General features: G+C 72.5%; 8 protein-coding genes and 2 pseudogenes (1 of these 10 running past the window's edge). 3 read left to right on the top strand and 7 right to left on the bottom strand.

From position 1 onward, the window contains the following. Positions 1-35 precede the first annotated feature (35 nt). A pseudogene (locus ACF1FZ_RS11860) lies at positions 36-1049 on the top strand (IS481 family transposase); the annotation flags it as partial. A 454-nt stretch (positions 1050-1503) separates the two neighbouring features. Here the strand turns inward: ACF1FZ_RS11860 and ACF1FZ_RS11855 are convergent. The 4 genes and pseudogenes from ACF1FZ_RS11855 to ACF1FZ_RS11840 form a co-directional block, all read right to left on the bottom strand. Further along, positions 1504-1981: pseudogene (locus ACF1FZ_RS11855) on the bottom strand (transposase family protein); the annotation flags it as partial. Between the two features lie 96 nt (positions 1982-2077). Next, positions 2078-2545, bottom strand: a complete 468-nt coding sequence (locus ACF1FZ_RS11850; protein WP_391773215.1) for a hypothetical protein — start codon at positions 2543-2545, stop codon at positions 2078-2080. A gap of 156 nt (positions 2546-2701) precedes the next feature. Next, a complete protein-coding gene (locus ACF1FZ_RS11845; protein WP_391773214.1) occupies positions 2702-3424 on the bottom strand; it encodes an IclR family transcriptional regulator in 723 nt (240 codons plus the stop codon). 440 nt (positions 3425-3864) lie between these two features. Next, complete coding sequence (locus ACF1FZ_RS11840) at positions 3865-4728, bottom strand: helix-turn-helix transcriptional regulator (RefSeq protein WP_391773213.1); 864 nt, start codon at positions 4726-4728, stop codon at positions 3865-3867. Between the two features lie 103 nt (positions 4729-4831). Here ACF1FZ_RS11840 and ACF1FZ_RS11835 point away from each other — a divergent pair, with 103 nt between their 5' ends. Continuing rightward, the gene (locus ACF1FZ_RS11835) at positions 4832-6340 is read left to right on the top strand and encodes an MFS transporter (RefSeq protein WP_391773212.1); all 1509 of its coding nucleotides are present in this window, start codon (positions 4832-4834) and stop codon (positions 6338-6340) included. Between the two features lie 981 nt (positions 6341-7321). On the opposite strand, the gene ACF1FZ_RS11830 is transcribed toward ACF1FZ_RS11835, so the two are convergent. The 3 genes from ACF1FZ_RS11830 to ACF1FZ_RS11820 all read right to left on the bottom strand — a co-directional run bounded on the left by ACF1FZ_RS11830 (position 7322) and on the right by ACF1FZ_RS11820 (position 11517). Further along, positions 7322-8674, bottom strand: a complete 1353-nt coding sequence (locus ACF1FZ_RS11830; RefSeq protein WP_391773211.1) for a DUF6357 family protein — start codon at positions 8672-8674, stop codon at positions 7322-7324. A gap of 605 nt (positions 8675-9279) precedes the next feature. Continuing rightward, positions 9280-10662, bottom strand: a complete 1383-nt coding sequence (locus ACF1FZ_RS11825) for an amidase (protein ID WP_391773210.1) — start codon at positions 10660-10662, stop codon at positions 9280-9282. A 99-nt stretch (positions 10663-10761) separates the two neighbouring features. Next, entirely contained in the window at positions 10762-11517 is a 756-nt protein-coding gene (locus ACF1FZ_RS11820) for a thioesterase II family protein (protein WP_391773264.1), read from the bottom strand. A 449-nt stretch (positions 11518-11966) separates the two neighbouring features. Between ACF1FZ_RS11820 and ACF1FZ_RS11815 the strand changes: the two genes are divergently transcribed. Beyond that, on the top strand, positions 11967-23329 hold the 5' portion of the coding sequence (locus ACF1FZ_RS11815) for an SDR family NAD(P)-dependent oxidoreductase (RefSeq protein ID WP_391773209.1). It continues 3013 nt past the right edge of the window; 11363 of the gene's 14376 nt are visible here — the first part of the coding sequence; the start codon lies at positions 11967-11969; its stop codon lies beyond the right edge, outside the window.

Raw genomic sequence — 23329 nt, 5'->3', positions numbered from 1 at the left:
CTCACGCGGGAGCCCCGAAAACTCAGGGGCTCCCGGTGAACGCGGCCGCCGAGTCCAGGAGCGCCACCAGCAGGGGACATCGGAACGCACCGCTGACCCCTGAAGGACGTCTGCGCTTGTGCCTGCGGGTCGATGCCGGACGTCCGATCGCACACGTCGCTGCGGAAGCAGGAATCTCCCGCCGCTGCCTGGCCAAGTGGTACGCCCGCTGGCTCGCCCACGGCGGGGACGGCCTGACGGATCGCTCCTCCCGGCCCATCGCCAGCCCCAACCGCACGAGCGAGGACATCGCCGATCTGGTAGAGGCGCTGCGGCGCCAGACCAAGTACGGGTCCGCCCGGCTCGCCGCCGAACTGCAGAAGCTGTACGGCATCACCGTGGCACCGGCCACCGTGCACCGAGTCCTCGTCCGGCGAGGGCTCAGCCGCCTGCGCGACCTCGATCCGCCCACCGGCGAGCAACTGCGCGAAGTCGTCCGCTACGAGCACGACCGGGCTGGCGACCTGGTCCACGTCGACGTCAAGAAGCCCGGTGGCATCCCCACCGGTGGTGGCTGGCGAATGCACGACCGCGGCACCGAAGCCGCACGGGCCGCCAAGCGCACCGGTCCCGGTACCGGAAAGGTCGGCTACACGTACCTGCACACGGCGATCGACGACCACTCCCGGCACGCCTGCACCGAGGCTCTGGACGACGAGAAGGCCGTGACCGCAGCCGCGTTCCGGCATCGTTCCGTCGCGTTCTTCGCCGCCCATGACATCACGCCGATCCGCCGCGTCCTCACCGACAACGGCTCCTGCTGCTGCTCTCGCACCTGGGCCGCTGCCCTGGTCGTGACGGGAACGAAGCACAAGCGCACCAGGCCGTACACGTCACGGACAAACGGGAAGGTGGAGAGGTTCAACGGGACGCTGGCCCGCGAGTGGGCCTACGTGCGCGCCTACACCTCCGGGCAGGAACGCAGGGCCGCGCTCGCGAACTTCCTCAACTACTACAACCACGAGCGCCCGCACTCCGCGCTCGGAGGCCGGCCACCCATCAGCCGGACCTCCGGCAGCGACTACCGCATCGTGTTCGACCAGCCGCCGAAGCCACTCGACACGATCCCGCAGCAGCTCACCTTCGAGGAGGCCGTGGAACCAACGTCCTGAGACACCACAGCTAGTCCGCATGTCCCGCGCAACGCGGCGTCAGCGCTTCATGAGGGAGATCAAGGAGGAGCGGCGAATACGACACACTTTCGTCTGCTTCGCTCTCTTTTTCCGCGTTCGGTCAGGGCAACCAGCGATCCCCACTGACCCGCATCGAGGGGGTTATCGCAGGGCTCAGCCACCTTCGGCGTCGCAGGGCTGCGCCGAAGCGTCTTGCCCGGCACTCGCGGTCAACGCAGCGGGAGGCGTCGCGAGACCGGGAGTGTCCGGCAGGTCGTCCGCGAAGGCATGAACACTGAAAGGGCTCCCCCATCCCGCAGAACAACGTAGGGAGCCTTTTCCCTCTTGACCAGGTGGTGAGTTCGAGGGCGAGGACGGCACGGACGACGGCTGTGATCCGGGTGGTGCTGCAGCGGAGCTTCCGCAGGAGCCGCCAGGACTTGAGGATGGCCGTGGCGCGTTCGCCGAGGGTGCGGGTCTTGGCGTGGTCGCGGTTGTGACGTCGGCGCCAGCCGCGCTGGTGCTTGCCCCGGGCCGGGACACGGAGCGCAGGGCCAGCGCCCTGATGCGCCTTGTCGGCCCAGCACCTGACGTCGTCTGCGGCGAGGGCGGCGGGAATGCCGTGGATCCGCGCCGCGGTCAGGTCGCGTGGCTCCCGGCAGTGCGTCCGAGGCCCGGGTCAGGCGTCCGGCGGGACCGGCGAGGACCTGCGCGTTCATCCCGTGGTGCTTCTTCCTCCCCGAGTGGTACGGCCGGTCGCCGGCGATGCGGCCGATCGTCAGCACGGTGCCGTCGGGGACCACGTACGCCTTCTTCCGGACGGTCGTCATGTGCGCGTCCGGCGGTGCGGACCCCGCCGGACGGTACTGCGTCCGTGCTCCTGCCGCGTTCCGGCCGGACCGGTCGGGCCCGGCCGGAACGGCGAATCAGATGTCGACGACCCGGTAGGCGATGGTGTAGACGCCACCGGAGCCTTCCAGCACCCGGTACTGCGTCTCCGCGCCGGCCTCGTTGCCCGTGACGGTCACCGAGCCGAGCCGGTCGTCGCTGCTGGTGCTGTCGTAGTCCCACAACGAGAGCGTGCGGGACTCGGTCTTGCCGAGGACCAGCAGCGCGTTGCCGTTGCTCTCGTCCAGGGCGCGGCGGTAGCCGGTGCCCATGGTCTGGTATGACGCGTTGGCGGGCCAGAGCTTCACGGCCTTGCCACCGTTCGCCGCGATGTTGAGATAGGCCTCGTCGTGGTCGCCCTCGCTCTCGTCGCCGCAGTACAGGTCGACGAGCTGGATCTGCACGTAGTCGACCGGATCGGCCTGCGCGGCGCCGGCGGCACCCACCAGCGAGGTGAGGCCCAGTGCGCCCGTCAGGGCGAAGGCGGTCAGTCGTCGGACGGTCATCTTGTCCCCCGTGGTCTCAGGTTTTCGCCGGTCCCCCGACCGGCTCGAAGAACAGACTGCCGGACAGCTGTCCGCCGTTCTACGCGCGTTCCACTGAGCGGAACCGGTGCGTGGAGAAGAGCCGGTCACGTCAAGAACGCCATATCTGACGGCGCGTCAGTAGTGTAGGACGGGAGGCAGACGGGGCGAGGCACCGGCCCGGACGAGGGCCGCGGTGACGGCCGCGGCCGCCCGCGCCGCCTCCTGGGCCGCCCGCTGCAGCCCCTGCGCGGACAACGTCATGACGGCGATCGCGGCGACGGTCCGGTCGTCGCGTCCCCGCACCGGCAGCGCCGCGCAGCACACCCCGTCCATCACCTCCGCGCACTCCAGCACCGCCCCCGGCAGCCTGCCGCCGGAGCCGGCCCGGCCCCGATCGCTCAGCACCTGGCCGGCCGCCGTGTCCAGCAGGAAGCTCATCCCGTTCCGCACCGGCACCAGCGGCTCCACCTCACCCGGCACGGACGCCACGGTGAGCGCCCGGCCGTCGTGCAGGACGGTCAGCAGGGCGCTCGCCCCGGTGGCCGCCCGCAGTCGGTGCAGCGGGTGACGGGCCGCCACCCGTAAGCCCGGGTGCGGCTCCCACGCCTGCCCGAGACGGTAGAGCTGCGAGCCGACGCGGTAGCGGCTGCCCCGCCGCTCCACCGCGCCCACCAGCAGCAACTGCTCCAGCAGCCGGTGCGCGCTCCCCTTGGGCAGGGCGCAGGCCGCGGCGATCTCGGTGAGCCCTGCCTCCCCGCCGCACCTGCGCAACGCCTCCAGGAGCGCGAACGCCCCCTCGATCACGCCTCTCCCGCGGTCCGTCCCCCGCTGCTGTTCCCCGCCCGCGTGTCGCGACATCTCTCCCCCAGCCGGTCACCGGGCCGTGCCCCTTCGCACGGCCGCCGAGAGAGAATGCCCGACCTTCACAGCAGGGGCACACCCCGCCACGCGCGAACGTGACCCACAGCACAGCGGCCGCCGCTACCCGTGGGACGAGAGGAGCACGAGAGGGCTCGGGGCCCGGTGGGACCAGTCGGCGGCGCGGTTTCGGGGCCCGGTCCGGATCCTGGCCCGGACCGGGACGGACAGCCCGTTCCGGTTCGGTTGACGCAACGCGCCCGGCCTCGTGGCGCCTAGCTTCTACGGCGGCTGCTGGAGTCCTTTCGGGGTCAGGGACCGCCGCCGAGTGCACAGCGAGGACGTTTCCCGGAGAGTGGAAGCAGCCGTGACAGCCTCCAGGAGCCCCTGCGGCTACGGCCCGGGATCAACAGCACCCGCGCCCCGTGCGGCGGTTCCCTTCAGCGCCGCACCCGCGTGGTCGCGACAGTGAGGTCCGCCAGCCGGGTCAGGCTCAGGGCGGTGGACTCATCGGCCGGCGTCATCACGGTCATCCGGTGTCCCGTCTCCGAGACACTGGTGGAGACGAAGTTCAGCCGGAGATGCCCGACGAGGGGGCTCTCGAGGCGTTTCGTCTCGTACTGCTGGGGCAGTACGTCGTGACGAGCCCACAGCCGGGCGAACTCCTTCGATCGGTCCCGGAGTTCGTCAACGATCCCGGCAGCGGCAGGGGCGCCGATGTCGGCGCCCACCTCGGCGCGCAGTCTCGCGACCATCCGGGCGGCAACCAGGTCGCCGTCGACGTAGCGGCTGCGCCAGTCAGGGTCGGTGAAGAACTGCACCGCGCAGTTGCGTTCCCCCGGCGGGATGAGGTCCATGTCGGTGAACAGGAACCGGTAGGCACGGTTGTATGCCACCACATCGAACAGCGGGGTCTGCAGGCACGCAGGGAACGGGTCGAGCTTGTCCAGGACGGGCTGAAACGCCGCGATGAGCCCCGGGTCACATCCGGAGGGCTCGGCTTTCGGCGTACTCGACCCGGCGAGCCGGTGCAGGTGCCGCCTCTCGGTGTCGTCCAGTCGCAGGGCCCGGGCGACTGCCTGCAGGACATGTGCGCTGACGTTGATGGGACGGCCCTGTTCGAGCCAGGTGTACCAGGTGACGCCCACCCCCGCGAGGACGGCGACCTCTTCGCGCCGTAGGCCGGGTGTCCGCCGTCGCCCTGTGGACGGGAGACCTACCTGCTGCGGCGTCACCCGTTCGCGCCGGCTGCGGAGGAACTCACCGACCTCGCGCCGGATCGCGGCGGGCCCGGTCTCTGTCATGTGTTCATCCTCCCGTACGGAGAACCCCGGTATCCGGGTGGTGGCAGTACCCCCATGAACAGGCTCCTGGTTCCAGGATAAGCGGCGCTTCATGATCGACGGCATGACCACGTCTTCCGCACCGCATGGCACTCCCCTCTCCCGTACCGGCGAACCCGGCAGGGAGGGCGACCGCGCCGCGCCGCCGCCCGCACCAGGTCTGTCCGAACCTCCGGCTCCGGGACTGGGGACGGCCCGGCTCCTGACGACACTGTCGGCACTGCTGTTGTCGGTGGTCAGTTTCGCGGCGGCGGGTATCGCCGTGCCCGACATCGGTGCTTCTCTGGGGGCCACGGCTGCCGAGCAGTCGCTGGTGGTGTCGGTGTATGCGTTGGGGTTCGCCATTCCGATGGTCCTCGGGGGCAGGCTCGGGGATCTGTACGGGCGACGCCGGCTCTTCCTGCTCGGCATGGCCGGGTTCACCCTGTTCTCCCTGGTCGCGGCCCTGGCCCCGGGTGTCACCGTGTTGATCGCCGCGCGGGCCCTCACCGGAGTCTCTGCTTCGGCCATGGTTCCCCAGGTGCTGGCGACGATCACGGCGTCCACCCAGGGACCCGAACGTGCCCGGGCCGTCGCGCTGTTCGGTGCGACAGCGGGCGGGGCCACGGCGATCGGCCAGGTCCTCGGCGGCGTGCTGCTGTCCGTCCCCCTGCCCGGTGCTCCCTGGCGAATGATCTTCGCGATGAGCGTGTTCATGGGCGTGATCGCGTTCGGTGCCGCGCTGCGCTGGCTGCCCGATACCAGTGCGCCCGGCCACCGCTCGCTCGACCTGATCGGGACGACACTGCTCGGACTCGCCCTGCTGGCACTCATGATCCCGATCTCCCAGGGTGGCGCGCTCGGCCGGCCGGTCTGGTGCCGGGCGCTGCTGGGGGCAACGCCCGTACTGTTCGCGGCGTTCTGGCGGTGGCAGTTGCGGCTGCACCGTGGTGACCGCGTTCCGCTCGTTCCGCCGCCCCTGTTCCGGCTCAGCTCCTACCGGATCGGGCTGGTGATGGCGTTGATGCTCCAGTCCGCGTTCGGCGGGTTCACGTTCCTCTACGCGATCTCCACGCAGACCGGGCTCGGATGGTCTCCCATGCGCGCGGCCCTCGTGCTGTTGCCGTTCTCCCTGTGCTTCCTCACCGTGTCGATCTGGTCGGGGAAGCTCGCGCCCCGTTTCGGCTTCCGCAGGCTCCTCGTCATCGGCGGACTCGTCCAAGCCACGCTCCTGAGCATCACAGCCGTCTCCGCGTTCCTCCAGGGAGCCGGTCTGGACCCGTGGACGTTCGCGGTCCTCCTGGTCGGAGTCGGTGCCGGTCAGGCCTTCATGTTCGGACCGCTCGTCGGAGCGATGATCGCCGAGGTCCCTCCAGCGTCTGCGGGAGCAGCGTCCGGCGTGCTCCAAACCGCACAACAAGCCGCAATGGGCCTCGGCGTCGCCGTTGCCGGAGGCCTGCTCGCCGCGGCCCTGGCCGGTTCCACAGCCCCGACGGGTCAGGACTACACGAGCGCGCTGGCGATCTGCATGCTCGTCCAGGCGGCATGCGCCATCGTGTTCGCCCTGTGCGCGCTCGTCCTGCCCCGGCGCTGACAGCGCCGGACCGCCCGGGGATCCTGTACACGCCCTCCTCGCGCCGTCGTAACCGACCGCGTGAGGAGGGCGGCACCGTCGTGTCGGTCCGCACCGACTGCGCGTCGGTGGTCCCCGCCGTGGTCCCGGCCGCGCGGCTCTCGCGTTCACGGACCTTCCCGCGCAGCCGGTCGTGGAACTCGGCGACCAGCCCGTGCCCGCGACAGCGGCGGACGAAGGCGTGGACCCGGCTCCGGGCGGGGGGCTCCGCGGGCATCGTCCGTCACGGAATCCCGCCTGCGGCCAGGGAGCGGATCGCGTCCGGCAGCTGCCGGTGACAGCGCCCCTCAGGACGGATACCGGCGTCTCGGGAGAAGGCGTTCGAACGAGCGATGAGGCCGCTCTCCCGATGACCGGCGTATCCGTCGTCGCGGACCTCGCCGAGCCGTCCGGGCCGGCGGCCTTCGGTTCGTCCGTGAGTGCCCGCGGAACCCGCGAGACCGCCGACCGGCCCCAGCGCTCCCCGCAGTCCGGGACCGTGCGCGTGATGTGCGCCACCGGAACGAAGCCGATCGTCCGGCCACGACCGTGCAGCGATCACGAGCCGGCGCGGGCTCGCGGTCTCCTCCGGACATCGGCCCCGTGCCGTACGCCGGTCTGGAGACCGCCGAACCGCCGGACGGCACAGGAGTGAGGCGTTCTCAGGCTGCGGGAGGAAGCAGGCCGAGTGCGTGGTCGGACCCTGACCGGTAGCGGCCGGCCCCAGCGGTGACCTGCCGCCGCCGCGCGGCTTCGTGGGCAACGCCGGCACGCAGCGCACGAACGCGCTGACCGAGGTTGTCCGCACCGTGCCCGGTCGCCGCCCTCGGCGGCGCCGCATCGTGACCGCCGTCGCCGGATCCGGTGCCGACAGCTGCCTTGGACTGCGCGCATACCCACGGTTCACCTCGACCACGCCGGCCACCACCACCTGAGAACGCATCAGCCCTGCACCGGAGGGGGCTACGGCGTGTCCTTCACGGCGGCCGCTGGAGACGTACGGGGGTGGTCAACCGCCATCGAGCGCACACAGCGGGAGACGCTCCGCCGGGACCACCCGGCGTCACGCCGCCGGCGCGCGCGCTCCAACTCAGCGGCATCCGACATCCAAGAGCCGTGCTGGTCGAGTGCGGCGCAACCCCCGTGGACGAAGGCGCTCAACAGGTTCCGGTACCCGCCGATCCCGTCGACCAGGCTGTACTCGACCCGGTACTCCGGATCCGACCCTCCCTCACGTTCGTGCACCGTCGTGATCCGGGCGACGGAGTCCGCGTAGAAGTGGAGCTGAATCCCTTCACCCATCTCCTCGTCCTCGACGGTGAACACTTCGTTGTCCGCGGCGGAGCGCTCGCCGACGAACTCCCAGAACTCCGCCGTGGCAGTGCGGGGGCCGTCGGCGCTCCACTTCCTCTCGACACCCTTGTCGTCGGTGAACGACAGAACCGTCTTCCTCGCACTCCCGCCGGAGCCGACGCGGTCGCCGGCAGCCTCCTGGTCATCCTCGACGGGCGTGTTCCTGGAGCGCTCCGCGGCCTCCGAGCACATCAGGAAGCTCACGGTACGCACCGCGTCATCGACGAGCTCAGGGTGTGCGCGACGGACGGCCGCGTCGACCGTCACCGCCATCCGATCCCAGTCGCGCTTGTCCGTGGCACGCTTTCCCCGTCGCGGATCGCGGCCGATCCGCATTCCGGCGCACGCCTGCTCCGCAGTGGCGATCACACGCATGACCCCGGGCAGCAGCGCGGGGTCGACGGCATCGGGTATCCGCCTCGGAACCGTCGCGCCGTGCAGGTACTGGCCCGTGTACATCAGAACCGCGGCGTCGAGCGGACCGAGCACTACTCCGCGCTCGGCGCGGCGGCGGCCCGCGTGGTACTCCTGAGCCCGTTTCGCGTCGGACGTCTCTGTCGCCGCGCGCATCGCCGCGCAGACCTGACCGCGCTCGAGCAGATCGATGTCAGCCCCATGGGCGATGAGCCGGCCCCTGTCCCACCGGATGTGCCGGAAGAGCGCGTCGACGTCCGCGGGTGCGGAGAGGAGGACCGGGTCCAGGAGCGCGGCGGCAGCGTTCTCGTCGAGCCGGCCCCGGGTTCCGGCGGCGTCGCACAGCGGAAGGACCGCACTCCACAGCAGCAGGTGTCTGGCCAGGTCCTCCCGGATCACCGCGAGATGGGCCTCCCCGATCGAGAAGGTGAACGTGCGAGGCGCGTGGTTGGCGTCGGCCCCGGCACCGAGCATCAGCTTCAGCTCACCGTCCTCGCGGATCACGTTCGGGATCCAGCCGCTCCTGCGCGTGAAAACGATGTCTCTCATGTGCTCAGTCTTCCCCATCGGGCGAAGCCGCGGGCCGGCCCGTGACGAGGTGGGCGGCTGAGTCCTCTGCCGTGCAGTTGCCACGGGATCCCTCACACGTCACCCACGCCCTGGTGACGGCATTTCCGCCCCGTCCTGCCGGTGATGTCCGGAGTGCCCTGGCGGTCATGCCGGTGAGGCCGGCGCCATTCCGTCGCGTATCCCGTCCGTTCCGGAAACGCCGCAGGGCCCGGGACCGTGGCTCACACTCCGGCAGCTCGTCGGCGAGCCCACGGGCCGACTCCGGGCAGGACCGTGCCGAGAGGAGGCCCGGACCGCCGGCGGTGTGCCGGTGACCCACCTGCTGCCGATCACGGCCATCCGGCGCCGGTTCGCTTCGGCGCGGTCGCACCCAGGTCACCGCTCGCAGGAGAGCCGGCATCGGTACACCGGTATGTCCTCCACGGCGGTTGCAGGAGACATACAGGGGTGGGGAAGCGCCGCTGAGCACACGAGGCGGAGACACAGATGCGTGGTGTGGCTCGAAGCATGATCGAGCGTCCTTCAGCGGCTGATCCACGACGCGGGCGGGACGGTCGCTGAAGGTCCGGGAGGCCACGGCGCGCTCAGCCGACGTAGACCCGAGGGACGCGGTCCCGCCAGGGGACGGCCTGCTCCAGTTGTGCGGCCACCTGGAGCAGCAGGTCCTCACGGCCGTGCGCGGCGGCCAGCTGCACACCGATGGGCAGGCCGTCACGGCTCTGGCCGAGCGGCAGGCTGATCGCCGGGTTGCCCGACACGTTGAACGTGGCGGTGAAGGGCCCGTACGTGAACAGGCGGTGCAGCCACGAGCGCGCCGAGTGCCCGTCGTGGTCGTAGTCGAGGGTCCCGTGCGGTGCGGGCAGACGACCGAGCGTGGGCGTCAGGAGCAGGTCGTACTCCTGGAAGAAGCGGCCGAGCGACCGCGTCACCTCGTTCTGCGCCTGCGTCGCGGTCATCACGTCGAGCAGGGTGAACCTTTCGGTCTCGGTGAGCACGCGCCGCGACACCGCCTCCAGCTGCGCGGGGTCGGGCCTGCGGGGCGCGCCGCGCAGCACGGCACCGCCCGTGGTGACGACCGTCAGCATCGCGGCCTCGATGACGGCCTGGCCGTGGACGTCCGGTCCGTCGCCGGCCACGGCGTGGCCGATCCACTCCAGGACCTGGCCCGCGGTGACCGTCGCGTCGGCGACCTGGGGGTCCACGGTGCCACCCGTCCACGGCTCGGTCGTCAGGGCGATCCGCAGCCGTCCGGGGTCGGTGCGGATCGCCTCGGCGTACGGCCGTGCGGGCGGCGGCGCCTGGTACTTGTCGCCGACGGCGGGCGCACAGACGGCGTCCAGGAGGTGGGCGGTGTCCCGCACGGTACGCGTGACCGCGAACTCCACCAACTGCCCGAAAGCGACTTCACCGCTGATCGGTCCGCACGGCGTACGCCCCAGGCCCGGCTTGAGGCCGACGAGGCCGCACGACGAGGCCGGGACACGAATGGACCCGCCCGCGTCGTTCGCGTGCGCCAACGGCACCGCGCCCGACGCGACCAGGGCGGCCGCCCCGCCGCTGGACCCGCCCACACCGCGCTCGGGGTTCCAGGGGTTGCGCGTCGCGCCGTAGCGCACCGACTCGGTGGCGAAGTTCAGGCCGAACTCCGGTGCGGTGCTCTGCCCGAGCGCCACCAGGCCCGCGGCGCGGAACCGGGCCATCAGGTCATGGTCGGCAAGCGCGTACGCCCCTTTGACGGCACGGCTGCCGATGGTGAACGCCACGCCCTGCGCGAAGGGCCCGCTGTCCTTGATGACGAACGGCACCCCGCCGAAGGGGCCTTCGGGCTCGTGGGCGAGGGACGGGTCGAAGGGCGGCTGCGTCAGTGCGTTGAGCTCGTCGTCGGCCTGCTCCAGAGCGCGCCGCGCGCAGTCCTCGACCTCGGCCGCGGTCACCTGGCGCGTCCGGATCAGCTCACGCAGTCCCACCGCGTCGAAGGACGCGTACTCGTCGAGCTCCAGCGCTCCCAGCTCCTTGTTCTCTGTGTTCCGTCCGGTGCGGTCGGGTACGCGGAAAGACGGAAAAGGTCAGCGGCCCGGGGCTGTGACGCCGAGGTGGTCGGTGATCTCCCGCACGATCGACTCGGTGTGAGCGCTGAGGAAGAAGTGGCCACCGGGGAAGACGCGCAACCGGAACGGCGCCACGGTGTGCTGCGCCCAGGCCCTGGCCTCGGCGACCTCGACCAAGGGGTCGCTGTCGCCGGCCAGCGTGAGGACCGGGCAGTTCAGGGGCGGCCCCGGCCGGTGGCGGTATGACTCGACGGCACGGTAGTCGCCGCGCATGGCGGGCAGCACCATGGTCAGGACCGCCTCGTCGTCGAGCAGCTCCGAGTCGGTGCCGCTGAGGCGCTTCAGCTCCTCGACGAGGGCCTGGTCGTCGCGCAGGTGCACGTGCTCCTCGCGCTGCCGCGACGGTGCCCGCTGCCCGGACGCGAAGAGGCCGCGCAGGATGACACCGCGTGCCTCCAGACGCCGGGCCACCTCGAAGGCGACCGTGGCGCCCATGCTGTGTCCGAAGAACGTCAGCGGCCGGTCGGCCCAGCGCGCGAGCTCATCGGTGAGCTCGTCCGCGAGGATCGACATGTCCGTGATGCACGGTTCCTGGAGGCGATCCTGCCGGCCGGGGTACTGCACGGCCAGCACGTCCGCCGCCGGGGAGAGCGCGGCCGAGAACGGGAAGTAGTACGACGCCGAGCCTCCCGCGTGCGGGAAGCAGACGACGCGGTCGCCCGCCTCCGGCGCCGGATGGAACCGCCGGATCCAGGCGCTGCCGGTCGCTGCCATCACGGTGCCTCTTCTCCGCTCGTGCCGGTGGTACGGGCCGGCCGGTGTGCCCGGTCCCGCCGGTGGTGCTCGCGCGAGTGGTGCGCGGGCGATGGCTACCCTAAGCTCCCCGCGCCCCCGGCGTGACATCGGAGGGGGCCTGGAGCGCTGAAGTATGTTTCGAGCCACCGCGACGACCGGCTCGTGAGTCCATTTCCGCAGCTCGCACCCACCGGATCATCGGTCCGCCAGGAATCCCGGACAAGTGGAACAGGCGGTGCCGGACGAGGCCTGGATAGTCGCGCTTGACGTTTGACCCTTTCGTGACGCAGAGTTGCGGGACAGCCGTCAGTGAGTAGGTGAGCAGGGCGGCTGCTCGACGGGGGGAAACGCCGGGCACGGGGGACGGGGCGTACATACACATGGTTCAGCAGCGCACTGACGTCATTCGGCATGCCCGCCTCTCCGATATGCCGCGACTTCTCGAACTCGAGGAGTTGTGCTGGCCCGAGCGGCTGCGCGTCTCCGAGGAAGTCATCCGGCGGCGTCTTTTCTCCTATCCCGTCGGTCAGTTCGTCGTCGAGTCCGACAACGCGGTGCACGCGGTCATCTACTCCCAGCGCATCGGGAGTCCGGACGACGTCTTCTCCGCGACCTTCGACACCGCCGACCGTCTGCACCGGCCCGAGGGCCCGGTCGCCCAGGTCCTCTCGCTGAACGTCGACCCCTCGAAGCAGAGCTCCCGCTTCGGTGACATGCTGCTGGAACACCTGCTGACGTGGGCCGAAGGGGAGCCGTCCGTGCAGACCGCGGTCGGGGTGACCCGGTGCCGGGACTTCGGCCGGCACCCGGAAGCGGAGCCGGCCGTGTACATCCGCGCGACGAACGCCCAGGGCCGCTGCCTGGACACCGTCCTGCGCATGCACCAGCTGCACGGGGCCGAGATCCGCGCGCTCGTCCCGGGATATCGACCCGGTGACCTGGTCAACGAGGGAAACGGCGTACTCGTCGTCTACGACCTCTCGGTCCGTCAGGAACGAGTGCGAATTCTCCAGGGCGGGGGAGGGGCGACAGTGGCGGCCTCGATTCCGTCCGGCGAGCAACTCGCCGAGGAAATACAGGAGTTCTTCGACGCGATACTCGGTGGTGACTACGAGGGAATCGAGAACCCTCTGGAAAGTCCACTCTTCGAGCTGGGATTCGACTCGGCGGGACTTCTGGATCTTCAGGAAAAGATCGAGACCCGATACGGAATTGCACTCGCCCCGCTCTTCTTCTTCGAGCACAACACCGGCGCTCTGATCGTTTCCTGGCTGCAGGACCTCAGGACCGAGGAAACAAGCCACACGGCGGACGTCCCGCCGCCGGCCGTGACCGTCCGGCCCACGCGCCCCGACGACTCCCGGGACGTGGCGGTCATCGGCACCGCCTGCCGGCTGCCCGGCGGCATCGAGGACCGCGCCGGACTGTGGGAACTGCTCACCTCCGGCGGCAGCGCGATCGGCACCCTGCCCGAGGGGCGCTGGCAGTGGCCCGACGGCACCGGGCCCGACACCCACCCCGGCATCGACCGGGGAGGTTTCGTCACCGACGCCGGGGCCTTCGAGGCGGGCCTGTTCCGACTCACCCCGTACGAGGCCCGGCACATGGACCCGCAGCAGCGCTGGATCCTCGAGCTGTCCTGGGCCTGTCTGGAGGACGCCGGATACGCGCCGAGCGGTGTCGCGGGCACCCGGACAGGCGTCTTCGTCGGCGCCAGCGGCTCGGACTACCAGCGCGTCATGGACACCCGCGGCCTTCCCGTGCGCGCCCACAGCGGCCTGGCGACCTCCATGGCCGTCATCGCCAACCGCGTCTCGTACTTCTTCGACCTGCGCGGCCCGAGCGTGCAGCTCGACACGGCCTGCTCCAGTTCCCTCGTGGCCGTGCACACGGCCCTGCGCGCGCTGCGCGCGGGGGAGTGCGACACCGCCCTGGTCGGCGGCGTCAACGTGCTGTGCCACCCGGCCGACAGCATCGCCTACCACCGGGCGGGCATGCTGTCGCCCGACGGACGGTGCAAGACCTTCGACGCCTCGGCCGACGGCTACGTGCGCTCCGAGGGCGGCGTCGTCCTGCTCCTGAAGCCGCTCGCCGCCGCCCTCGCCGACGGTGACCCGGTGCACGCCGTCATCAAGGGCAGCGCCACCAACCACGGTGGCCGGGCGGGCGGCCTGACCGTGCCCAGCGCCGCCCTCCAGGCGAGCCTCGTCGAGGCCGCCCTCGCCGACGCGGGCGTCAGCGCGCGCGACATCGGCTACGTGGAGGCGCACGGCACAGGCACCGCCCTCGGCGACCCCATCGAAGTCCAGGGACTCACCAAGGCGTTCGCCGGAAGTGACGTGCCCTGCGCGCTCGGCTCGGTGAAGACGAACCTGGGTCACCTGGAGGCCGCCGCGGGCATCACCGGGCTGCTGAAGACGGTCCTCGCCCTCCAGCACCGGCAGCTGCCCGCCTCACTGCACTACGAGCGCCCCAACCCGCACATCGACCTGGACGCCTCGCCGTTCTCCGTCGTGACCCGGCTCTCCGACTGGGACCTCGACGGACGCGCCGCCCGTGTCGCCGGGATCAGCAGCTTCGGCTCGGGCGGCAGCAACGCCCACGTCGTCGTCGAGGAGTTCCCGCAGGCCGGGACCGCGCCGGACAAGGACGGGCGGGGCGCCGATGAGCCCTGCATGGTCGTCCTGTCCGCCCGCAGCACGTCCCAACTGCTGCGCCAGGCGCAGCGCCTGCTCGACCACCTGCGCCAGGAGCGGCCGGCCGCCGCCGTCCTGAGGGACATCGCGTACACCACGCAGGTGGGCCGCGTGGAACTGTCCGAGCGGCTCGGCCTCCCGGTGACGAGCATCGCCTCCCTCACCGCGCTCCTCGAGGACTTCGTGGCGGGCGACGGCGCGTCGTCCGCCGTGCTGCGCGGCCGCGCCGAGCGGGACGTCGCGGACGTGGCCCCGGGCGCGGCGGCCGATGACGTGCTGGCCGCGTGGGTGCGCGGTGCCCGCGTCGACTGGGAGGCGTGCTACGAGGGCGGCGCCCGGCCGCGCCGCGTGCCGCTGCCCACGCACGCCTTCGACCGCGACCACCACTGGATCGCCGACGAGCCCGCCGACGACCGGTCGCGAGGCGGCGCGGACCGGAGCCGGCCCGCCGTGCCGGCCACGCCCCGGCACCCCCTGCTCCAGCGCGAGACGCGTGCAACAGCGGACGCGGACGCCCTTGCCTCCTTCGAGTCCACCCTCGCAGCGGAGGACTTCTTCCTGCGCGACCACCGGGTGGCGGGCGAGCCGGTGCTGCCGGCCGTCGCCTCCCTGGAGATGGCACGTGAGGCCGTGAGCCGCACGCTGCCCGCCGACGACGTCGAGGACACGGCCCCGGCCGGCGCAGTCGAGGTGCTGCGCCTGGAGAACGTGGTGTGGTCGCGGCCCGTCGTCGTACGGGACGGGACGCGCACGGTCCGCACGGTGGTCACGGAGGGCGTGAACAGCCCGGCCGCCGGGGAGGGACCGGGCTCAGCGGACGGACCGGTCACCATGGGCAGCCCGGTCGCCTTCGAGATCCGCGCCGCCGGCGTCGTCCATGCGCGTGGAGTCGCCTCGCGCACGCGGACGGCCCCGCCCGAGCCCCTCGATCTGGACGCGCTGCGGTCCCGCACGGGCGCGGCGGTGCTCGACGCCGACGACTTCTACGCCACGCTGCGGACCACAGGACTCGACTACGGCCCCGCGCACCGGGCGGTGCGTGAGATCCGCCTGGGAGACGGCGAGCTCCTCGCCACGCTCGCCCTGCCCGGCGAGGTCGCGGCCACCCTCGACGACTACGTCCTGCACCCCAGCGTGCTCGACGGCGCGCTCCAGGCGGCCTTCGCGCCGGACGTCCGGGCGGCGGAACCGGGCGGTCTCGCGCTGCCCTTCGCCCTCGACCGCGTCGACGTCCACGGGGCGACGCCGCGTTCCGCGTACGCCTGGATCCGTGCCGTTCCGACCGCCTCGCGTCAGGTGCGGCGGTGGGACCTCGACCTCTGCGACGCCCGAGGAAGGATCTTCGCGCGGCTGCGCGGCTACTCCATGCGCAAGACCACGGAGGCCACCACGGAAGCGGCCACCCACGACGTGACGCTCTTCCGCCCGGTGTGGCGCGAGACCGGCGCCCCGGCGGCCGCCACGGCCCCCACGCACACGGCGCGGCTCGTGCTCGCCTGCGGCTTCGACGACCGGCTCGACGAACTGCGCGGCCTGGCACCGGAAGTGACGTTTCTGGAGCCGCCCGAGCAGGCCGCCGCCCGGACGGCGACCGCCGCCCCGGTGCCGGACGCCGTCGCCGAGCACGCCGTCGAGATGCTCCGCGCGATACGGGGGCTGCTCGTCGGCAGGCCGACGGGATCCGTCCTCCTGCAGGTCCTGACCCACGCGGAGGGCGAGCAGGCACTCCACCAGGCGCTGTCCGGGCTGCTGCGCACGGCTCACCTGGAGCACCCCGCCCTCGTCGGCCAGGTCGTCGCGGTGCCCGCCGACGTGCCGGCGGCGTACCTCGCCGAGATCCTGGAGGCGGAGAGCCGCCGCCCGGGCGACCAGCGGGTCAGCCACGGCGACGGCGCCCGCAAGGTCCTCGGCTGGGAACCGCTGGGCGAGACGGCCCTGTCCGAGGCCGCGCCCGTGCCGTGGCGGGCGGGCGGCGTGTACCTCATCACCGGCGGCGCGGGCGGCCTCGGCCGGATCTTCGCCAGGGACATCGCCCGCCGTGCTCCCGGAGCCGTGCTGTGCCTGACCGGCAGGTCCCCGCTCGGCCCGGCGATCGAGGCGGAACTCGCGGTACTGCGTGCCGAGGGCGCGCGCCCCGAGTACCACGTCCTCGACGTCACGGACGAACGCGCCACCGAGCGCCTCGTCCGCGAGCTGACGCGACGTCACAAGGCTCTGCACGGCGTGCTGCACGCTGCCGGGGTCCTGCACGATGCCTTCCTCCGGAGCAAGTCCGTCGCGGAATTCCGCCGCGTCCTCGCTCCCAAGCTGGCCGGCTGTCATGCCGTCGACGAGGCCACCAAAGCCCTCGACCTGGACTTCTTCGCACTGTTCTCGTCCGTCATGGGCGTGACCGGCAACGCGGGCCAGGGCGACTACGCCGTGGCCAACGCCTTCCTCGACGCGTTCGCACACCACCGAGGCACCCGTGTCACCGCGGGCGAGCGCAGCGGACGGACCCTGTCGGTCGCCTGGCCGCTGTGGCACAGCGGCGGCATGGGCGCGGACGAGGACACGCGCAGGGCCCTGCGGCTGCGCGGCGGCTTCCTGCCCCTGGCCACGGACGCCGGGATCGAGGCGTTCCACCGCGCCCTGGACAGCGCCGAGCCCCACGTCGTCGTCTGGGCCGGAGACCGCGCGGCGGGCGTACGGGCGCTCCAGGACGCGGCGCCCGCCCCGGAGACCGCCCGGCCCGCACCCCCGCGGGGCACGAGCGCGGGCGAGCCCGACGACCGCGCCCTGCGCGCCCGCACGCTGGAGTTCCTCAAGGCGGAGCTGTGCCGTCTCACCCAGTTGCCGCCGGGTGAGATCGACGACGCCGAGCCCCTGGGCTCGTACGGCATGGACTCGATCCTGGCGACCGAGCTGACGTCGGGCCTGGAGAGGACCTTCGGTTCGCTGCCGAAGACGCTGCTGTTCGAGTACCACTCGCTCGCCGACCTCGGCGGTTACTTCCTCGGCGGCCATCGGGCCGTCCTGGAGGAGATGTTCGCGGACGGCCCCGGACAGGCGCGGGTGCGGCCCGCGGCCGTGGAGCACGCGACGCCCGGGGCAGCGCGCGCGACGGCCGCCCGGAAGACCCCAGGGCCGCAGCGCCACGACGTCCCCGTGGCGGAGGACTCCGCCCTGGACATCGCGGTCATCGGCCTGTCCGGCCGCTATCCCGAAGCGCGGGACGTACGCGAGTTCTGGGACAACCTGCGCGCCGGACGCGACTGCGTCGTCGAGATACCCGAGGACCGCTGGGACTGGCGGGAGTACTACGAACGGGACCGCACCGTGCCCGGCCGCCACTACAGCAAGTGGGGCGGCTTCATCGGTGAGGTGGACCGCTTCGACCCGCTGTTCTTCAACATCGCGCCCCACGAGGCGGACTACCTGGACCCGCAGGAGCGGCTGTTCCTGGAGCACGCCTGGACGGCGATGGAGGACGCCGGGTACACCCGGGAACAGCTCGGGGGCGCCACCGGCGAGGGCCCCGCAGGACGGGTCGGCGTGTACGCGGGAGTGATGTGGGGGCAGTATCAACTGCTGTTCCCCGACGAGGGCGCGGGCCGCGGCAACCCTCATGCCCTCGGCAGCAGCTACGCGAGCGTCGCGAACCGCGTCTCCTTCGTGCTGAACCTGCACGGCCCCAGCATGACCGTGGACACCATGTGCTCCAGCTCGCTCACCGCCGTGGAGCTGGCCTGCCGCGACCTGCGCGGCGGCCGCACCGGTCTGGCCTTCGCGGGCGGCGTCAACGTGACCGTGCACCCGAACAAGTACCTGGGCCTGAGCACCGGCCAGTTCATCTCCAGCCAGGGCCACTGCGAGAGCTTCGGTGTCGGCGGCGACGGTTACATACCCGGCGAGGGCGTCGGCGTCGTCCTGCTCAAACCCCTGCGCGACGCCGAGCGCGACGGCGACCACGTCTACGGCGTCATCAAGGGCAGCGGCGTGTCCCACGGAGGACGCACCAACGGCTACACCGTGCCCAACCCGCGCGCCCAGCAGGCCGCGATCCAGGACGCGTTGAACGAGTCCGGGGTCGACCCGAGGACGATCAGCTACGTCGAGGCGCACGGCACCGGCACGAAGCTCGGCGACCCCATCGAGATCACCGGTCTCAGCCAGGCCTTCACCGCCGCGTCGCCGGACGGCGCGACAGCCACGGCCCAGTGCTACCTCGGCTCGGCGAAGTCCAACATCGGCCACTGCGAGAGCGCCGCCGGCATCGCAGGGCTCACCAAGGTCCTGCTCCAGCTCCAGCACGGCCAGATCACCCCGTCGCTGCACTCCGCGACGCTCAACCCGCACATCGACTTCTCCCGTACACCGTTCGTCGTCAACCAGGAGCTGCGCGACTGGGAGCGCCCCGTCGTCGACGGGCGTCCGCAGCCACGGATCGCCGGAGTCTCCTCGTTCGGCGCCGGGGGTGCGAACGCGCACCTGATCGTGGCCGAGCACACCGACCGCCGCCCGGCCCCGGCCGGACACGGCCCGCAGCTGTTCCCGCTCTCGGCGAAGGACGACGAACGGCTGCGCGCCTACGCCGAGCGGCTGCTGGACTTCGCGCGGGACACGGCGAAGACCGCCGACGTCACCCCCGCGGACCTCGCGTACACCCTCCAGACCGGGCGCGAGGCCATGGACGAGCGCCTCGGCGTCGTCGCCGGCTCCTTCACCGCGCTCGCCGACAAGCTGGAGCGCCACCTGGCCGGTGACACCGCCGTCGACGGCGTCCGCCGAGGCAACGCCAAGCGGGACCGGAAGGCGCTGGCCATCGTCCCCGCCGAGGAACTCTCCGAGACCGTCGCCTCATTGGCGCGGCGCGGCAAGCTGACCGAGCTCCTGGAACTGTGGGTGCGCGGCGCCGCGCCCGGCTGGCAGGACCTGCATACCGACGCGGTCGCCGCGCCGCGCAGGATCAGCGCGCCCACGTATCCGTTCGCGCGCGAGCGGCACTGGGTACCGGAGGCCACGCGGACGGCCGCGGCTGCCGCACCCGGCCCTTCCGCGGCTTCCGCCGCCTCCTCCGGCGTGGTGCCCGATGCTTCTGGCCCCGTGTCCGGTACGGCGCTCTTCCTCACCAAGCAGTGGCGCCCCGCCCCGTCCGCGCCCGAGCGGTCCGGGTCGTCCGGCGTCCTCGTCCTGCACGACCACGGCACGCGGCACCTCGCCGAGCGGATCGCCGGACTCGTCGGTGACGCCACGCTGTTGGACGCGGCGGACCCCGGCGCGGACGGGTTCGTCGGCCGGCGTGCCGCCGCGTGCTCCGCCCTCATCGACCTGACCGGGATCGGTGACGACACCGCCCCGGCCGGGGACATCGACCGGATCGCGGAGGACAGCGCCTCCGGCCGCGCGCTCGCGCTGCTGCGGGGCGTGCTCGACGCGAAGGCGTCGCGGGACATCCGGCTGCTGTTCGTGACCCAGGGCCTGGAGACCCCCGAGACCCCGGCGCCCGGGGCCTCCCGGACCGCCCGGCCCGGTGCGTCCCGCCGTGTGCCCCTGGCGGGGGCTGCGCGGGCAGCGCTCTACCGGCTGCTCCAGAGCGAGTACCGGGGCCTCGCGTCCCGCCACGTGGACCTGGACCCCGGCGTGCGGGACGCGGCCGCGCTCGCGGCCGTCGTCCACCGGGAGCTCCTCGACGACGGGCGCGCGCCGGAGGTCTGCCACCGCGACGGCATCCGGCTCGCCCCCGTCCTCGCCGAGTCCCCGGCGCCCACCGGGCCCCCGCGCACCCCGCCTGCCTTCGCCGCCGACGAGGTCCTGCTGGTCACCGGCGGCACTCGGGGCATCGGGCTGCTGTGCGCCCGGCACTTCGTCGCCCGGCACGGTGTACGACGGCTCGTCCTGACGGGCCGCGAGGCCCTGCCGCCCCGCCACCTGTGGACGGACCCGGACGTCTGCCCGCCCGCCGTGCGGGCGAAGACCGATGCCGTCGCCGCCCTGGAGGCACAGGGCGTCGAGGTGCGGGTACTCGCGCTGCCGCTGGACGACGCGGCCGCCGTGGCCGCGGCCGTCGCGCAGGTCGAGTCGACGCTCGGGCCGGTCGCAGGCGTGCTGCACGCCGCGGGTCTCGTCGACGCGGACAACCCGGCATTCGTCCGCAAGCCCGTGGCCGGCATCGCCCGGGTCGTCTCACCCAAGATCGACGGCACCGTGCACCTGCTCAGGGCGCTCGACCCGAGCGCCCTGCGCTTCGCCGTGCTCTTCTCGTCGGTCTCCGCGGCCCTGCCGGCCCTGGGCGCCGGACAGAGCGACTACGCCATGGGTAACTCCTTCATGGACTACTTCGCCCAGGCGCGCGCCCACGAACTGCCCGTCACCAGCGTCCAGTGGCCGAGCTGGCGCGAAACCGGCTTCGGCGAGGTAACGAACAAGGCGTACACCGACACGGGCCTGCTCAGCATCAGCAACGCCGAGGGCCTCGCCCTCCTCGACGAGATCCTCGCCGTGCCGCGCGGTCCCGTGGTCATGCCGGTCCGGGTCGACGCCGACCGCTTCGACGCGGCCGCCCTCCTGGACGCACGCCCGGCGGCCCCGGCCGCCTCGGCGCCCCAGGGCCGTACCGTCGAGGTCCGGCGGGACGCCTCCGGGGCCGATTCCCCGCGTGCCCGGCTCACCGCTTTCCTCAGTGACACCTTCAGCGGTGAACTCGGACTCAAGTCGGGCCAGTTGGACGAGGAGACCTCCTACGCCGACTACGGCGCCGACTCCATCCTGCTCGCGCAGGTCCTCCAGCGGATCCGCCGGCGCCTCGACGTGCCGCTCGGCCCGTCGGTCCTCCTGGAGTACCCGACCCTGAGCGAACTCGTGGCCTGGCTCCTCGACACCCATCCCGCCGAGATCGCCGCACAGTTCGGTGACGAGCCAGGGCAGGACCGCGAGCCGGGCGGAGCTCCGGCGCGGCCCGGCCCGGTCCCGTCCGTCGCCGTCCCCGGCCCGGTCCCGTCCGTCGCCGTCCCCGCGCCGCCCGTCCGTACCGAGCCGCGCGCCGCGGACGGGGAGGCGGGGCGTGGAGGCGGCCGCAGGGTCGCCGTGGTCGGGATGGCCTGCCGGCTGCCCGGTGCGCCCGGCCTCGACGCGTACTGGGAGCTGCTGTCCCAGGGCCGCCGTGCCGTGCGCGAGGTGCCCACGGAGCGCTGGGGACGGCCGACCGGCTTCCGCGCCGGGCTCGTCGACGACGCGTACGGCTTCGACGCCGGTCACTTCATGCTGCACGCGGAGGACGTCCGCGCCATGGACCCGCAGGCACTCGTCCTGCTGGAGGAGAGCCTCAAGGCCGTGCATCACGCCGGCTACCGGGCGGCCGATCTGGAGGGCTCGCGCACCGGCGTGTACGTGGGCGCCCGCAGCGGGTGGCGACCCGACGGCACGTCGGCCGACGGCGCCCGCAACCCCATCATGACGGTGGGGCAGAACTACCTGGCGGCCAACGTCTCGCAGTTCTTCGACTGGCACGGTCCCGCCATGGTCATGGACACCGCCTGCTCGTCCGCGCTGACGGCGATGAAGGTCGCCGCCGACGCGCTGGCCGCCGGCTCCGTCGACCTGGCCCTGGTCGCGGGCGTCAGCCTGCTCGCCGGCCCCGAGGCGCACGAGCTGTTCCGGCGTCGCGGACTGCTGCGCGAGGACGGGGAGTTCCACATCTTCGACCGCCGCGCGGGCGGCGTCGTCCTCGGCGAGGGCGCGGGCGTGGTCCTGCTCAAGCCGCTGGCCGCCGCCGAGCGCGACGGTGACACCGTGTACGCCGTCGTCGAGGGCCTCGCCGTCAACAACGACGGCCGCACGGCAGGGCCCGCCACGCCCAGCCACACCGCCCAGAAGCAGGTGATGCGGGAGGCGCTGCGCGCGGCCGGATGCGTCCCGCAGCAGGTGGGCCACCTGGACGTCAACGGCTCGGGGTCCGAGCTCACGGACCTCCTGGAGCTGAAGGCCGTCCAGGAGGTGTACGGAACGGACCGGACCGTGCCGCTGCACATCGGGTCGATGAAGCCCAACATCGGGCACCCGCTCTGCGCCGAGGGCATCGCCGCGTTCATCAAGGTGGCGCTGATGGTGCACCACCAGCGGACGGTGCCGTTCCTTTCGGGCGAACAGCCCATGGAGCACTTCACGATCGACCCCGCCGTGCTCCGCCTGCCCCGGCACACCGAGCCCGTGGACCTGGCGTACGCGGCGGTGAGCAGCTTCGCCGACGGTGGCACGAACGGGCACGTCATCCTGGGCCGGCCCGGGACACCGCGCCCCGGCCGAAAGCTCCGGGAACCCGTGGCGCTCCCGGAGCTCGACCGCCGCGACGTCCGTACCGGCGCACCTGTCGGCAGCGGCACGCCCGAGACCGCGACGGAGGCACGGGTGTGGACGCGGCACGTCGACGCCCGCGACGCCGTCGTGGACGGACACCGCGTCTACGGACGGCGGCTGCTGCCCGGCCTCGCCTGGATCGACCTCCTGTACGGTTGCTGCGCCGACCTGGCACCGGACGCGTCCCCCGCCCGGCTCGCGCTGCGCGACCTGTCGATCTACCGGCCGCTGGCCGTGGACGAGGGTGCCGCCGTGGAACTCCGCGTCGAGGCCCGTGCCACGACCGCGGACACCTGGCGGATCACCGTCACCGACGCGGCGCAGAGCGAGGCTCCGGCGCCGTACGTGACGGCCGACCTGCGCCTGACGGACAGCACCACCGCCTTCGACGAGACGGTTCCCGCCGGTGTCCTTGCCGCGCTGCGCGCCTCCGGTGAGGGCGCGCGCGACCTCACAGAGATCTACCGGAGCTTCCGCTCGCAGGAACTCGTCCACTCGGGCGTGATGAAGGCCGTCGGCTCGGTGCGCACCATGCCCGACGACATCTGGGTGAGCGTGGCGGTCGACGAGTCCGTCGTCCAGGACGGAACGAGGGTACGTTCGTTCCACCCGGCGCTCATCGACGGCAGCGCGGTGGCGGCCAGCGCCGTCGCCCTGGGCGGCGAGCAGCGGCTCTTCCTGCCCCTGCACTACGCCTCGTTCAGGGCCGCGGCGCCCCTGGGCCGCGCCTGCCACACGCGCGTGCGGCGCGGCGGAATCAG

Origin of the sequence: Streptomyces sp. NPDC014623, from assembly GCF_043088245.1 — a bacterium.
Taxonomy (GTDB): Bacteria; Actinomycetota; Actinomycetes; order Streptomycetales; family Streptomycetaceae; genus Streptomyces.
The sequence above is the reverse complement of the archived record's forward strand: the minus strand, read 5'-3'. Positions and strand labels throughout refer to the sequence as shown.

Excerpts from the sequence above, each read along its gene's own strand:
- ACF1FZ_RS11850 (WP_391773215.1), bottom strand. The coding sequence starts at position 2,545 with ATGACCGTCCGACGACTGACCGCCTTCGCCCTGACGGGCGCACTGGGC.
- ACF1FZ_RS11835 (WP_391773212.1), top strand. The coding sequence starts at position 4,832 with ATGACCACGTCTTCCGCACCGCATGGCACTCCCCTCTCCCGTACCGGC.
- ACF1FZ_RS11830 (WP_391773211.1), bottom strand. The coding sequence starts at position 8,674 with ATGAGAGACATCGTTTTCACGCGCAGGAGCGGCTGGATCCCGAACGTG.
- ACF1FZ_RS11820 (WP_391773264.1), bottom strand. The coding sequence starts at position 11,517 with ATGGCAGCGACCGGCAGCGCCTGGATCCGGCGGTTCCATCCGGCGCCG.
- ACF1FZ_RS11840 (WP_391773213.1), bottom strand. The coding sequence starts at position 4,728 with ATGACAGAGACCGGGCCCGCCGCGATCCGGCGCGAGGTCGGTGAGTTC.
- ACF1FZ_RS11845 (WP_391773214.1), bottom strand. The coding sequence starts at position 3,424 with ATGTCGCGACACGCGGGCGGGGAACAGCAGCGGGGGACGGACCGCGGG.